Below are 13,198 nucleotides of genomic sequence, written 5' to 3' on the forward strand. Positions count from 1 at the left end.
CATCCGGTCGTACGCTCGGGTTCCGGTCGCACAGCGCCGTTGTGCCTGAGGCAGGAGAAGGACCAATGTTGCGGGTTTTCCTGGTGGACGATCACGAGGTGGTCCGGCGCGGGGTCGCCGACCTGCTGGACGAGGACGAGGCGATCGAGGTGGTCGGCCAGGCGGCGAACGTGTCGCAGGCGCTCGCGCGGATTCCGGCGATGCAGCCGGACGTGGCGGTGCTGGACGTGCGGCTGCCCGACGGCAACGGCATCGAGCTGGCACGCGAGTTGCGGTCGCGAATGCCCGGCCTGAAATGCCTCATGCTCACCTCCTACACCGACGAGCAGGCGATGCTCGACGCCGTCATGGCCGGGGCCAGCGGGTTCGTGATCAAGGACATCAAGGGCCTCGACCTGGTGTCCGCGGTGCTTGACGTGGGCGCGGGCAAGTCCTTGCTGGACGCGCACGCGGCGGCCGCGTTGATGGCGAAACTGCGGGACAGCGCGGAGAAGCAGCGAGGGCCGCTGGCGCAACTGTCCGATCAGGAACGCACGCTGCTGGAGCTGATCGGCGAAGGACTGACCAACCGTCAGATCTCCGAGCGGATGTTCCTCGCGGAGAAAACCGTCAAGAACTACGTGTCGCGGCTGCTCACGAAACTCGGCATGGAACGCCGCACCCAGGCCGCGGTGCTCGCCACCGAACTGCGCAGCCGACGGCAGTAGGGCGGGTCAGGCGCTGAGCGGAGGCGGATCGAGCAGGACGTCCTCCAGCGCCCGGCGCGGGGTCCAGGCGACCGGGGTGCCGTAGCCGAACCGGAGCACGATCTGCGGCCACAATCCGCCGCCGAGCAGGTCTCGCAGCTGAGCGCGGATCGCGGGCACCTCGACCGGCTGGGAGATGAACGACGCGTCGATTCCGGCCGCGGTCGCGCTGAGCAGGACGCGCTGCATGGCTTGTCCGGCGCGCAGCCGGTCGGTCGGGGTGTCGCCGAACGTCCCGATGACGACGACCAGGGGAGACGCGCCCTGGGCACGGGTGGCACCGCCGAAATCGCGCAGGACCCAGGCGTCGTCCGCGGCGGTTTCGCCGCCGGCGGCGAAGGGCACGCCGTCGCGGTTGGCCCGGCCGCGTCCGGTCCAGCGGCTCCATTCGGCGACGAAGGCGGGGTTGGCCAGCTGGATGCGGTGGCTTTCCCGGACGAGTTCTTTGAGCGCGGCGAGTTGCTCGTCGTCGAGCTGAGGCATCCAGGCGTGCTCGATTTCGGCGGCGTGCCGCAGGAGCCCGACAGTCTCGGCCGGAACCGGCTCCGCGGAGAACGGCGTGCGGTTGGTGTGCCGGCGGGGGATGGCTTTGGCCAGTGCGGCGAGCCTGCGGTCGATCGAGGCGCTGGCCCGCGGCCGGACGAGTGCGAGCAGGTCGGGATCGTCGCGGCGGGGCAGCAGGGTGGTGGCGGGCTGGATCCCGATCGCGTGGATCGCGGTGCGCAAGTTGAACAGCGCGGCCCCGCAGGACAGCAGCAGCTCTCGCTGGTCCGGGTCGGCAACCGGCAGCGTGCGATCCGCGTCGGCGTAAAGTTCGATGCCCGCCGGTCCGCTGGCGAACAGCCAGGGCTGCGTGTTGTGCGTGGACGGCGCGAGCGTGGCCGAACGCAGCACAGAAGTCACCTGGTCGGCGCTGAGCCGTCCGGCAGGGGCCACCGGCCTCCCGAACCGCGCGAGGCGGGTTTCTGCATCATGCACAGCCGTCCCTCCTGACTGCGTCTTCCCGGTGCGGAATCCTCCGCCGCGGAAGGCTCGGTTATTTCGCCGACGCGGGCACCAGCCGCTGCGCCGCTTCCGGCGTGATCACCACCACTGGGCACCGCGCGTACCGCACGCACTCCCGGGAGACGCTGCCCAGCAGGAGTTCGCGGGTCAGCCCGGCCCCGTGCGCGCCGACCACCAGCAGGTCCGCGTCCGTGGACGCGGTCACCAGTTCCGTCGCCGGATCGCCGTGCGGCGTCGCGACCGTGACCTCCGGCGCGTCCGGGAGCTCCCGCCGGATCTTCGCGATGTGTTCCTGCGGAAGGGAATGCCCGCCGGGACGGCGACCGTGCGGCTGGAACGCCAGCGATGTTCCGGGAAGCAGTTCTTCCGCGGGCTGGACCACGACGGCGTGCACGCGGTCCCCGGGGCGCGCCGCGACCAGCAGCGCCCAGCGCAAAGCAGCGTCGCCGTGCGCCGAACCGTCGGCGCCGACGACGATGAGACGGCTGTGAGAGTTCATCCGCCCGCACCTTTCTCTTGGTTGCTGCCGATCGTGCGGCAGCGAGCGCGGGCCGCGACAGGGCCGGAGGTCATCGCCGCACCGGAGGACGTCTGCGGTACCCGCGATGACTTTCGGCCCCAGCACCTCAGGCAGGCGAGTTGCCAGCATGAACGAACCGGGACAACGGATCCCGGTTCCGGGAGTGGCCATGAAGACCACGGCGACCGCCGACCTCGTCCCCGCCGAAACGGCCGCGCTCGTCCGCGCGGTCGGCCGGGCCCCGTCGGTGCACAACAGCCAGCCCTGGCGGCTGCGCGTCCGCGGCGCCGACATCGATCTCTTCGAGCGCACCGACATCGGGTTGCTCTGGCACGACCCCGACGGCCGCGACCGGCTGCTCTCGTGCGGGGCCGCGCTCGCGAACTTGCAGATCGCCGCGCGGGCGCTGCGGCGCGAATTCACCACGTCCTTCCCCGGACAGGGCGAGGTGGTCGCGACTGTCCACACCAGACCCGGCGGCGGGCGCTCGCCGGAGAACTTGCTGCGGTACCACGCGATCGGCCGCCGCCGGAGTTATCGCCACGAGTTCGGCCCGGAGCCGGTGCCCAAGGAAGACCTCGCCGAACTGCTCGCCGCGGTTGAAGAACCGACGGTGCACGCGGTGGTGCCGGACAATTTCGAAGCGCTCGCCGAGATGTTCGGGTTCGCGACCCGGGTTTTCCGCTCCGACGCGGCTTACCAGCGCGAACTGGACACTTGGACCGCGCACACCTTCGGCAGGCACGCGCTGGGCGCCGTCGACGGCGTTCCGGAGACGGCCTTGAGCGACGCCCCGTTGCCCGCGGCGGGGCTCGTCCGCCGGACGACACCGGTCCCGGACGACCTCCGCCTCGCCGAACGGCTCGCAGCGGAGACCCTGGTGGTGTTCTGCACCGGCGACGACACGCGGCGAGCGCATCTCGACACGGGCGCCGCGCTCCAGCGGGTCTGGCTGGAGGCGACCGTGCAGGGCCTGGCCGGTTCCGTGCTGACCCAGCCGCTGCATCTGACCGGATTCCGGGAGCGGCTCGCGGAGAGGCTCGGTCTTCCCGGGTTCCCGCAGGCGATCTTCCGGTGCGGGCACCCGGTTTCCGCGGCCCCGCCGTCGCCCCGGCTGCCCGACCGCGACCTGTTGCTCCTCGACCTTCCCGGAGGACCGGAATGAACGCTGTCATCGAAATCTCGGGATTGCACAAGGCGTTCGGTCGCACGCGCGCCCTGTCCGGACTGGACCTCACGGTGGAATCCGGCGAGGTGCACGGCTTTCTCGGCCCGAACGGGGCCGGCAAGACGACCACTCTGCGGCTGCTGCTCGGGCTGCTGCGCGCCGACGCGGGCCGCATGCGCCTGTTCGGCGGCGATCCGTGGCGGGACGCGGTGGCACTGCACCGGCGGCTGGCCTACGTTCCGGGGGAAGTCGCGTTGTGGCCGGATCTCACCGGCGGCGAGACGATCGACTTCCTCGGCCGGTTGCGCGGCGGGATCGACCCGGTGCGCCGGACGCGGTATCTGGAGCTGTTCGAGCTGGACCCGGGCGTGCGGGTGCGGGCGTATTCGAAGGGCAACCGGCAGAAAATCGCCGTGGTCGCGGCTCTCGCGGCCGACGCCGAACTGCTGGTGCTGGACGAGCCGACGAGCGGCCTCGACCCGCTGATGGCCGAGCGGTTCCGGCAGTGCGTGCGCGAGGAGCGTTCGCGCGGCCGGACCGTCCTGCTCTCCAGCCACATCCTCGCCGAGGCGGAGGCGCTGTGCGACCGGGTGAGCATCCTGCGCGCCGGGAAGGTCGTCGACAGCGGGACTCTCGACCAGCTGCGTCATCTCACCCGGACGTCGCTGACGGTGCGGCTGGCCGGGTCCGCGGACGGGCTCGCGCGGCTGGCCGGGGTGCACGACCTCGCCGCCGACGCCGGGCTGGTGCACCTGAGCGTGGACAACGCCGCGCTGAGCGACGTGCTGGCGGAGCTGGGCAGGCGCGAGGTGCGGAGCATCGAGAGCCGCCCGCCGACGCTGGAAGAACTTTTCCTGCGGCACTACCGCGAACCGGAAACGGTGTCCGCGTGAACGCCGTGGCGGGAGCCGGCGCGTTGATCCGGCTCGCCCTGCGCCGGGACCGGGTGCGGCTCCCGGTGTGGATTCTGGTGTCCGCGTCGATGACTGCCGCCGCCGCGGCGGCGACCGCGGGGGTGTACCCGACCGATGCGGCGCGCCGCGCGGCAGCGGCGAGCATCAACGCCGTGCCCGCGCTGGTGGCGCTGTACGGCCCGGTCGCCGAGCCGACCGCCGGCGCGACCGCGGTCTTCAAGCTGACTGCCTTCGGCGCCGCGCTGGTCGCATTGCTGACAACACTCACGGTTGTCCGGCACACCAGGGCCAACGAGGAAACCGGGCGCTGGGAGCTGTTGCGCGGGGCCTCGACCGGACGGCAGACCGGACTTGCCGCGGCTGGCGCGATCCTGGTGGTGACGGCGTTCGGCCTCGGCGCGGGTGCGGCGGCCGGACTCGTCGCGGCGGGTCTTCCGCTCGGTGGTTCGGTGGCCTTCGGGCTCGGCTGGGCCGCAGCGGGCCTGGTCTTCGGCGCGGTGGCCGCGGTCGCGGCGCAGGTCGCGCGAAGCGGCCGGGCGGCGTCGGAGATCACGGTGTTCGCGCTCGTCGCGGCGTACCTGCTGCGCGCGGTCGGCGACGCGAGCGGACCCGCGTGGCTGTCCTGGCTTTCCCCGCTCGGCTGGGCCGGGCAGGCGCGGCCGTTCGCGGGCGACCGGTGGTGGGTGCTGGCGCTTCCGCTCGGGGCGTCGCTGCTGCTGTGGTCGGCGGCGGTCGCGCTCTCCCGGCGCCGCGATCTGGGCGCCGGTCTTCTCGCCGGCCGCCGGGGAGCCGCCAGCGCAGGCCGTGTGCTGTCCGGTCCGGCCGGGCTGGCGTGGCGGCTCGACCGCAGCGCCGTGGTGTCCTGGACTCTGGCGTTCGCGGTGCTGGGACTGGTCGTCGGCAATCTCTCCGGTTCTTTGGGCACCTTTTTCTCGACTCCGCAGGCCCGGCAGCTGATCGCCGCTCTCGGCGGGGAACAAGGGCTGACCGACGCGTTCCTCGCGGCCGAGTTCGGCGTGTCCGGGGTGCTCGCGTCGGCGCTCGCGATCGTCCTCATCGGACGGTTGCGGACCGAGGAATCGAGCGGCCGGGCGGCCGTCGTGCTGGCCGGGCCGGTCTCGCGGGCGCGGCTGACCGCCGGTGCGGTGTCCGTCGCCGTGGCGGCCACCGCCGCGCCTCTGCTCGCCGAGGCGGTCGCCGCGGGCCTCGCGCACGGGGAGGTTTCGCGACTGGTCGGTGCGGCCGTCGTGCAGCTGCCCGGCGTGTGGGCGGTGACCGGGCTCGCGCTCGCGGTGTTCGGCGCGTTGCCGCGCGCGGGCTGGCTGTCCTGGGCCGCGCTGGCGGCGTTCCTCGTCCTCGGCGAGTTCGGCCCCTTGCTGCACGCGCCCGGCTGGGTGCTGGGTATCTCGCCGTTCGCCCACGTTCCGCATGTCCCCGGCGGAATCGTCGACATCGGGCCGCTGCTGTGGCTCGTCGCCGTCGCGACGCTGCTCGGCGGGGCCGGATTCGCTGCCTTCGGCCGCCGCGACCTGACCGCGTGACGGTCGTGCCCCGCGTGCGGGCAGGGCCGTAGGTCCCACGAATTCGGGACGGGCTCCGCTACTGCGCGGAGCCGCCGGGAGCGACGCTCGTTCCAGTGCCCACCGACCCGGAGACCGCGATGAATGTTCCCTTGCCTCTAGTCGTCGACCAAGCGCTCGCGGCGGCCGTGCGCGCTCCGTCCCCGCAGAACACGCAACCGTGGCGGTTCGTTGTCGACGGGCCCCGGATCGAGGTGCGGCTGGACCGCGACCGCATCCTTCCGGTCGCCGACCCGGCCGGGCGCGAAGCCCGGCTGTCCTGCGGCGCGGCCGTCTGCAATCTGATGCTGACGTTGCGGGTCAACGGCGTGCGCAGCCGCGTGCGGATCGTCCCGGACCCGGCCGATCGCGACCTGCTGGCAGTGGTTTCGATCGAAGGGAACACCCGTCCGTCCACTGTGGACCGCAAGCTCGCGGAGGCGGTCTTCCGGCGGCACACCAACCGGCGCCCGCTGTCCGACCGGGCGGTTCCGGTGGCGGCGCGGTCGCTCCTGCGCTCGGCGGCGCTGGGCGAGGGCGGGCAGCTCGAGTTCCTGGACGCTTCGGGACGCTACGCGCAGGTTTCCGCGCTCATCCGGCGCGCGGAGACCGAACAGGCCATGGACCCGAATTTCCGGGCCGAGACCGCGAAATGGACCGGCCGCGCGCCGGACTGCCCGGACGGCGTGCCCACCGCCGCGTTCGGCCCGCCCGCCGATGTCCCGGGAGTGGTGTCGCTGCGCGCGTCGCACGAGAACCGGTCGATCCCGCCGCGGCAGTTCGAACAGGACCCGGTGCTGGCCGCGGTGCTCACCCGGGACCAGGGCATGGCGGCCGACGTCCGCGGCGGGATGATCATGGAACGCGTCCTGCTGACCGCGACCGCGGAGGGCCTGGCGACGTCGTTCCTGTCGCAGCCTTTCGAGGCGAGTTCGACCCGGGCGCAACTGCTGGCGGCGTTCCGCGGGCTGGGGCAGGTGCACACGCTGCTGCGGATCGGGTACGGCTTGCCGACCCAGATGACCGCACGGCGGCCGGTGTGCGAGGTGACGACGGTGCGGAGCGCGCCGGAAGTCCCGGCGGTGTGATCGTTTGGTTCGAAGCACGGCCGCCGCGTGGCTGATTGGGCTGGTGCGGCGGCCGTTGGCGTTCGGGGCCTGTTCGCCGAAAACCCCGGCGCGCTAGCGGTTTCGTGTGAGGTGTACGGCGGCACGCGTGCTAGCCGGTGACCTTGCCGCCGAGAACGGCGTCGGCAAAGTCACCGCACGGCCGGACCGTGCGGTGACTGCCGCTGCTGGGGTCCGATGCCCCGAATCCCCTGGGCGGCAACAGTTTTGTTCAGGAGGCTCCAGCCGCGGGAAGCACCCGGAGCACGTCCTGGAACGTCACCATGCCGACGAGAGTGCCGTCGTCCAGAACGGGCAGCGAGCGGATCCCGGCGTCAGCCATGCGGCGGGCCAGCTCGCCGCACTCCAGGTCGGCCGCCGCGCCCAGCGCCGGGGTGCGCATGACCGCCCCGGCCGTGCGATGGCCGCTGAGCAGCGCGCCGGCGTCCGGGCCCTGTTCGCCCGGAACTCCCGCGCGGATCACGTCTTCCTCGGTCAGCAGGCGCATCAGCCGCCCGTGGCTGTCGACGACCGGCAGGGCGGTGAAACCGTGCCGGGCCATCAGCCGGGCGGCCTCGGGCAAGGGGACCGAGGCGGTCACCGCGATCACCGGCGTGGTCATGATGTCGCGCGCGTGCATGGGAGTCTCCGTTCGTCGCGCCCCTGCGTCGACGATCACCCCGAAACCCCAGTGTGCCAAGGGTATTTGGTCCCTGCCGCAATGCCTTCCGAAGCGGGTCCGGCGGCCCGCGCGCCCGGGCGGAATTCCTCTTCGGCGGGTCCGCGTTTCCGGCGATTCTGGTGGCGGAAAACGCGAAGCCCGTCCGAAAGGTGCTCGAGATGAAGGCGTCGGCTGACCCCCTGGTGCGGTGGTGGCACCTGCTCGTCCCCGGGCGCCGTTCGGTGGCCCGGCCCTCGGACCGGTTCCAGTCCGCTCTCCTTCTCGTGGCGGTGGTGCTCGCACTGGCCGCGGTCCCGTTCGCGGCGGCGGCGGGCTCCGAGCTCTACGCGGCCCAAAAGCCGGTTTCGGCCGAGCAGGTGGCGCAGCGCAGCGTGTCGACCGCGGTGTTGCTGGCCGACGGACCGGCAGCGACCGCGAGCGGGCGCAGCGGCGTCGTCGCGAACTCGGCGCCGACCGACGCGGCCTGGCAGGCTCCCGACGGCTCGCGCCGGGTCGGCAAGGTGGCCGCAGACGAGGGCTCCCGGCGCGGCGACCAGATCACGATCTGGGTGGACCGGGCCGGAAATCCGGTGGCGCCGCCGCTGAGCGCCGCGGCGGTGCTGGTCGACGCGGTGTGCGCGGCGCTGGGGCTGTGGGTGTCGGTGTGCCTGGTCCTGGCTCTGGTGTACGGCGGCACGGTGTTCGGGCTGAACCGGCACCGGATGGCCGAATGGCAGCGCGAATGGGACGCCGAACGGGAAAAGCGCACCCATTCGTAAGGACGGCGGTCAGCAGATCCGCGGGAGTTGCTCGCCGATGAGCAGATCGACGATGCGGGTCGAGCCGAGGAGAGTGCGGGCGACGACGGGCGCGGGTCCTCCGCCGCGGCGGAGGACCCCGATCGCCTGTGCGGCGCGTCCGGCCGGATGGTCGCGCATCGCGGCGAGGACCGCGTCGGCGGCGTTCGGAGCGACGAAGGCCACGAGGCAGCCCTCGTTCGCCACGTGCAAGGGATCGAGCCCGAGCAGTTCGCACGCCGAAGCGACCGGAACGGGCACCGAGATGTCCGCTTCGGCGATCTCGACGGTGACACCGGACGCCTCGGCGAGTTCGTTGAGCGCGGAGGCGAGACCGCCCCGGGTCGGGTCGCGCAACGCGTGCACGTCCGGTCCTCCAGCGGCGATCATCGCTGCGACGAGCCCGTGCAGCGGCTGGCTGTCGGAGCGGATGTCCGAGTCGAATTCGAGCCCCTCGCGGACGCTGAGGATCGCGGTGCCGTGCGCGCCGATCGGCCCGGACAACAGCACGACGTCTCCCGGCTTCCCGCCGGACGCGGTCGGGGCGGCGTCGGGGAGCAGCTCTCCGATCCCGGTGGTCGTGACATAGCAGCCGTCGGCGGCGCCATGGCTGACGACTTTGGTGTCGCCGGTGACGACGCGGACTCCGCAGGCGCGGGCGGCCGCCGCGACAGAGGCGGTGATCGCGCGCAGTTCGGCCAGCGGCAAGCCCTCTTCGAGAAGGTAGGCGAGCGTGAGCGCGATCGGTCGGGCACCGCGCATCGCGAGGTCGTTGACCGTGCCGTGCACGGCCAGCGAGCCGATGTCGCCGCCCGGGAAAAACCTGGGCGTGACCACGAATCCGTCCGTGCTGACCACCAGGCGGGAACCGACGAGCGCGGCGTCTTCGAGCGGTCCGGTCTCGCCGAGTTCGCTGGTGACGACCGTCGCCAGCAGATCGGCGGACAGCCTGCCGCCGGAGCCGTGGCCGAGCAGCACCCGTTCGGTCTCGGCAGCGGGGGCGGGACAGGTGAGGCGGTCCGGGTCGATCGTGGTCATCGCAGTACCTCCGTCATCGCGGAACATCCACAGTGGACCGCCGCCGTCCGGCGTGGTGGAAAGCCGCGCACGTTCCTTCCGCGGACACCATCGGCGCACCCAGCGGGGTGAGCGGGGTGCAGCGGGTGCCGTAGGCGGAGCAGTCGGTGGGCACCGCGGTGCCGCGAAGGATCTGCCCGGCGATGCAGTCCGGATTTTCGACGGCGTGGGTTTCGCCGCCGGGAAAACGCTGCTCGGCGTCGTACGCGGCGAAAGCGGGGGTCAGCGCGAGTCCGCTCTCGGGAATCGGGCCGATCCCGCGCCAGGTTCGTGCGGTGATCCGGAAAACCTGACGCACGGCGTCCTGGGCCGCGGTGTTCCCGCCGCGGCGGACAGCGCGTGCGTACTGGTTTTCGACGGTCGCGCGGCCGGTTTCGAGCTGCCGCACCGCGAGCACGATGCCCTCGAGCAGATCGAGCGGCTCGAAGCCGGTCACGACGATCGGCACTCCGTATTTCGCGGCGATCGGTTCGTATTCGGTCCAGCCCATCACCGCGCACACGTGCCCGGCGGCGAGGAAGGCCTGCACCTGGTTGTCCGGCGCGTCGAGGATCGCGGTGATCGCGGGCGGCACCAGAACGTGGCTCACCAGCACCGAAAAGTTGGGCACGGAGGTGGCGGCGGCGTGCAGCACGGCCATCGCGTTGGCCGGAGCGGTGGTCTCGAAGCCGACGGCGAAGAACACCACCTCCCGGTCCGGGTTGTCCCGCGCGATCGCCACCGCGTCCAGCGGCGTGTACACCACCCGGACGTCGCCGCCCCTGGCCTTGACGCCGAGCAGATCCCCGGCCGTGCCGGGCACCCGCAGCATGTCGCCGTAGCTGGTGAAGACGACGTCCGGGCGCGCGGCGAGGGAGACGGCCTTGTCGATCGTCGCCAGCGGAGTCACGCAGACCGGGCAGCCGGGCCCGTGGATCATCCGCATCCCGCTGGGCAGCAGCTCGTCGATGCCCTGGCGGACCAGCGTGTGCGTCTGTCCGCCGCAGACCTCCATGATCGCCCACGGCCGGGTCGCGGTCGCCCGCAGTTCGGCCAGCAGCCGCCGCGCCAGCACCGGGTCCCGGTATTCGTCGAGGTATTTCACCGCGCGGCCCCCGGTCCGAGTTCGCTTTCCAGCGCGTCGGGGATCGCGCGGAGCACCGCCAGGGTCTTGGCGGCCTCCGCCTCGTCGACCCGGCTGATCGCGAACCCGACGTGCACGATCACGTAGTCGCCGACGTCCGCGTCGGGCGCGTAGGCCAGGCACACTGGCCGCCGTACGCCGTCGAAGTCGACGGTGCCCATGCGCAGTGCCGCGCCGTCGGCCACCTCGACGATCCGGCCGGGAATTCCCAGGCAGATCGGACTCACCTCCCGCTCATCCGGGCGCAGGCGACCGCCGCCTGGCCGTAGCTGATGCCGCCGTCGTTCATCGGGACTCGCTCGCCCGCGAGCGCGCGCAGCCCAGCGCCCGACAACCCGGCGAGGACGCGAGCAGTCAGGAGGCTGTTCTGGAACACTCCGCCGCCGAGACAGACGATCTCGGTGCCCAATGCGGCGGCTGCCTTGGCTGCCATGGCGACGACGACCTCGGCCACCGTGCGGTGGAACCGGGCGGCGACCTCGCCGGCCGGCGCGTTTCGCGCGGACCGCAGTGCGTCGCACAAGGTGGGCACCGGGTCGTAGACCCAGAGGCCGTCCTGCTCGTGCAATTCCCAATCCAGCGGGGCGCGGGCGTTGTGGCCCGCCGCGGCGGTTTCGAGGCGGACAGCGGCTTCGCCCTCGTAGCTGTTGTCGTCGCAGAGACCGAGAAACGCGCTCATCGCGTCGAAAAGCCGGCCAGCGCTGGAGGCGCGAGGAGAGTTGAGGTCGCGCGCGATGGCGGTCCGGACCACGGACCGTTCGCGATCGTCCACTCTGGACAGCAAGGTCGCGGCGAGGTGTTCCGGGAACGGAGTGCCGAACGATTCTGCCCCGTAGAGGTAGCCCAAGGCCATCCGGGCCGGGCGGCGCACCGCGGCCGCCCCGCCGGGCATCGGGGCGGTCGCGAACCGGCCGAAGCGCTGAAAGCCCTGGTGCTCGGCGAGAAAGACCTCGCCGCCCCAGAACGTTCCGTCGGTGCCGAGCCCGAGCCCGTCGAGCGCGACCCCGACGAACGGCCCAGTCACGCCGTGCTCGGCGGCGGTCGCCGCGACGTGCGCGTGATGGTGCTGCACGGCGATCCGCCGCGTCTCCGGCCAGCGGCGGGCGTACTGGGTGGACAGGTAGCCGGGGTGCAGGTCGTGCGCGCACCACTCCGGCGCGGCCTCGTGCCAGCGGAGCAGATCCCCGGCGTTGCGCTTGAACGCGGTGAACGTCTCGGCGTTCTCCAGATCTCCGGTGTGCGGTCCGAGATGCGCCAGCCCGTCGCGGGCGAGCGTGCACGTGTGCTTCAGTTGGGCGCCGAGAGCCAGCACGGGTTCCGGCGCGGAGAACGGCAAGGGCAGCGCTGCTGGCGCGTATCCCCGCGCGCGGCGGACGAGGCTGGTGCGGCCGACGGAGCTCCGGACGACGGAATCGTCGTAGCGGGACCAGATCGGCCGGTCGTGGGCGAGGATGCCGTCGCAGATCGGCCCGAGCGTCGTGCGCGCGTCGGCGTCGTCGGTGACGATCGGACCGCCGGACCGGTTGCCGCTCGTCACGACCAGCGGCCGGGAAAGCGCGGCCAGCAGCAGGTGGTGCAGCGGAGTCGTCGCGAGGAACACGCCGACCTCGGCGAGCCCCGGCGCGATCCCCTCGGCGAGCGGAGCGCCGGAGCGGCGGGGGAGCAGGACGATCGGAGCCTCGGCCGAGGTCAGCAGCTCCGCCGCCGCACTGTCCACTGAGGACAGAGCACGGGCGCCGGCGAGACCGTCGGCGAGGACCGCGAGCGGTTTGGCCGGCCGTGCTTTGCCGCGGCGGAGCCGCTGGATCGCGGATTCGTCGGCGGCGTCGCACACCAGCTGGTAGCCGCCGAGCCCCTTCACCGCGACGATTCCGCCGTCGGCGAGCACCGCGCACGCCGCGGCGAGGGCGTCCTCGCCGCGGGCCGCGGACCACGCCAGCCGCGGTCCGCAGTCCGGGCAGGCGATCGGCTCGGCGTGGAAACGGCGGTCGGCCGGATCGCCGTACTCGGCCGCGCAGGCCGGGCAGAGCGGGAAGGACCGCATCGAGGTGCGGGACCGGTCGTAGGGCAGCCGCCGGAGGATGGTCGCCCTCGGCCCGCACGCGGTGCAGGACAGAAAGGGGTAACGGTGCCTGCGGTCGGCCGGGTCGAACAGCTCGCGGACGCAGTCCGGGCAGGTCGCCAGGTCCGGCGGGACCTCGCCGCCGCGGCCCGCGGTGCTCGGCGCGATCCGGAACCCGGAGGCGAGCACGTCGCCGTCGGCGAGTCCGGTCACGTCGACCCCGGTGACGCGAGCGTGCGGCGGCGCGGCCGACGCGAGACTCGCGAGGAAGTCGCCGATCCGGCTGCCCGCCAAGCGGATCACGACGCGGCCGCCCGCGTTGCGCACGTCGCCGTCGAGTCCCAGCTCGGTGGCCAGCCGGTGCACGAACGGCCGGAATCCGACGCCCTGCACGGTGCCCCGTACGTCGATCCGCACCCGGCCGCGGCCCGGGATCTCCGCCATCCTGCCCTCCTGCCGC

At 72.7% G+C, this 13,198-nt stretch carries 13 protein-coding genes; 6 read left to right on the forward strand and 7 right to left on the reverse strand.

Going from position 1 to position 13,198, the window contains the following annotated elements; all coding sequences use genetic code 11:
* Positions 1–65: 65 nt before the first annotated feature.
* Positions 66–707: a response regulator transcription factor gene (locus tag ACZ63D_RS24370; protein WP_465356642.1), complete on the forward strand. Its 642-nt coding sequence runs from the start codon at positions 66–68 to the stop codon at positions 705–707.
* Positions 708–713: 6 nt separating this feature from the next.
* Here the strand turns inward: ACZ63D_RS24370 and ACZ63D_RS24375 are convergent, their stop codons facing one another.
* Together ACZ63D_RS24375 and ACZ63D_RS24380 are read right to left on the reverse strand one after the other, a co-directional pair.
* Positions 714–1,724 carry an Acg family FMN-binding oxidoreductase gene (locus ACZ63D_RS24375; protein WP_465356643.1) on the reverse strand — a complete coding sequence of 337 codons (1,011 nt, stop codon included), beginning with the start codon at positions 1,722–1,724 and terminating at the stop codon, positions 714–716.
* Positions 1,725–1,782: 58 nt separating this feature from the next.
* Positions 1,783–2,250 carry a universal stress protein gene (locus ACZ63D_RS24380; protein WP_465356644.1) on the reverse strand — a complete coding sequence of 156 codons (468 nt, stop codon included), beginning with the start codon at positions 2,248–2,250 and terminating at the stop codon, positions 1,783–1,785.
* A 190-nt stretch (positions 2,251–2,440) separates the two neighbouring features.
* On the opposite strand from ACZ63D_RS24380, the gene ACZ63D_RS24385 reads away from it, so the two are divergent.
* The 4 genes from ACZ63D_RS24385 to ACZ63D_RS24400 all read left to right on the forward strand — a co-directional run bounded on the left by ACZ63D_RS24385 (position 2,441) and on the right by ACZ63D_RS24400 (position 7,000).
* Positions 2,441–3,436, forward strand: a complete 996-nt coding sequence (locus ACZ63D_RS24385) for an Acg family FMN-binding oxidoreductase (protein ID WP_465356645.1) — start codon at positions 2,441–2,443, stop codon at positions 3,434–3,436.
* The gene (locus ACZ63D_RS24390; RefSeq protein ID WP_465356646.1) at positions 3,433–4,332 is read left to right on the forward strand and encodes an ABC transporter ATP-binding protein; all 900 of its coding nucleotides are present in this window, start codon (positions 3,433–3,435) and stop codon (positions 4,330–4,332) included. The genes ACZ63D_RS24385 and ACZ63D_RS24390 overlap by 4 nt, the downstream gene beginning before the upstream one ends.
* Positions 4,329–5,894 (forward strand): ABC transporter permease, encoded by a 1,566-nt coding sequence (locus ACZ63D_RS24395; protein WP_465356647.1) that lies wholly within the window; start codon positions 4,329–4,331, stop codon positions 5,892–5,894. The genes ACZ63D_RS24390 and ACZ63D_RS24395 overlap by 4 nt, the downstream gene beginning before the upstream one ends.
* A 95-nt stretch (positions 5,895–5,989) precedes the next feature.
* Positions 5,990–7,000 carry an Acg family FMN-binding oxidoreductase gene (locus ACZ63D_RS24400; protein WP_465356648.1) on the forward strand — a complete coding sequence of 337 codons (1,011 nt, stop codon included), beginning with the start codon at positions 5,990–5,992 and terminating at the stop codon, positions 6,998–7,000.
* Between the two features lie 250 nt (positions 7,001–7,250).
* Here the strand turns inward: ACZ63D_RS24400 and ACZ63D_RS24405 are convergent, their stop codons facing one another.
* Entirely contained in the window at positions 7,251–7,658 is a 408-nt protein-coding gene (locus tag ACZ63D_RS24405) for a CBS domain-containing protein (RefSeq protein ID WP_465356649.1), read from the reverse strand.
* Between the two features lie 200 nt (positions 7,659–7,858).
* Here ACZ63D_RS24405 and ACZ63D_RS24410 point away from each other — a divergent pair, with 200 nt between their 5' ends.
* The gene (locus ACZ63D_RS24410; RefSeq protein WP_465356650.1) at positions 7,859–8,458 is read left to right on the forward strand and encodes an Rv1733c family protein; all 600 of its coding nucleotides are present in this window, start codon (positions 7,859–7,861) and stop codon (positions 8,456–8,458) included.
* 9 nt (positions 8,459–8,467) lie between these two features.
* Here ACZ63D_RS24410 and hypE read toward each other — a convergent pair whose 3' ends face one another.
* From hypE to hypF, 4 genes are read right to left on the reverse strand one after another with little or no spacing between them, the layout of a single operon-like run.
* Positions 8,468–9,514 (reverse strand): hydrogenase expression/formation protein HypE, encoded by a 1,047-nt coding sequence (gene hypE / locus ACZ63D_RS24415; RefSeq protein ID WP_465356651.1) that lies wholly within the window; start codon positions 9,512–9,514, stop codon positions 8,468–8,470.
* A 13-nt stretch (positions 9,515–9,527) separates the two neighbouring features.
* Positions 9,528–10,637 carry a hydrogenase formation protein HypD gene (gene hypD / locus ACZ63D_RS24420; protein WP_465356652.1) on the reverse strand — a complete coding sequence of 370 codons (1,110 nt, stop codon included), beginning with the start codon at positions 10,635–10,637 and terminating at the stop codon, positions 9,528–9,530.
* Entirely contained in the window at positions 10,634–10,903 is a 270-nt protein-coding gene (locus tag ACZ63D_RS24425) for a HypC/HybG/HupF family hydrogenase formation chaperone (RefSeq protein WP_465356653.1), read from the reverse strand. The genes hypD and ACZ63D_RS24425 overlap by 4 nt, the downstream gene beginning before the upstream one ends.
* A complete protein-coding gene (gene hypF, locus ACZ63D_RS24430) occupies positions 10,900–13,182 on the reverse strand; it encodes a carbamoyltransferase HypF (protein ID WP_465356654.1) in 2,283 nt (760 codons plus the stop codon). Before hypF ends, ACZ63D_RS24425 begins: the two co-directional genes overlap by 4 nt.
* Positions 13,183–13,198: the final 16 nt, after the last annotated feature.

The organism is Amycolatopsis sp. NPDC104775, from assembly GCF_055583325.1.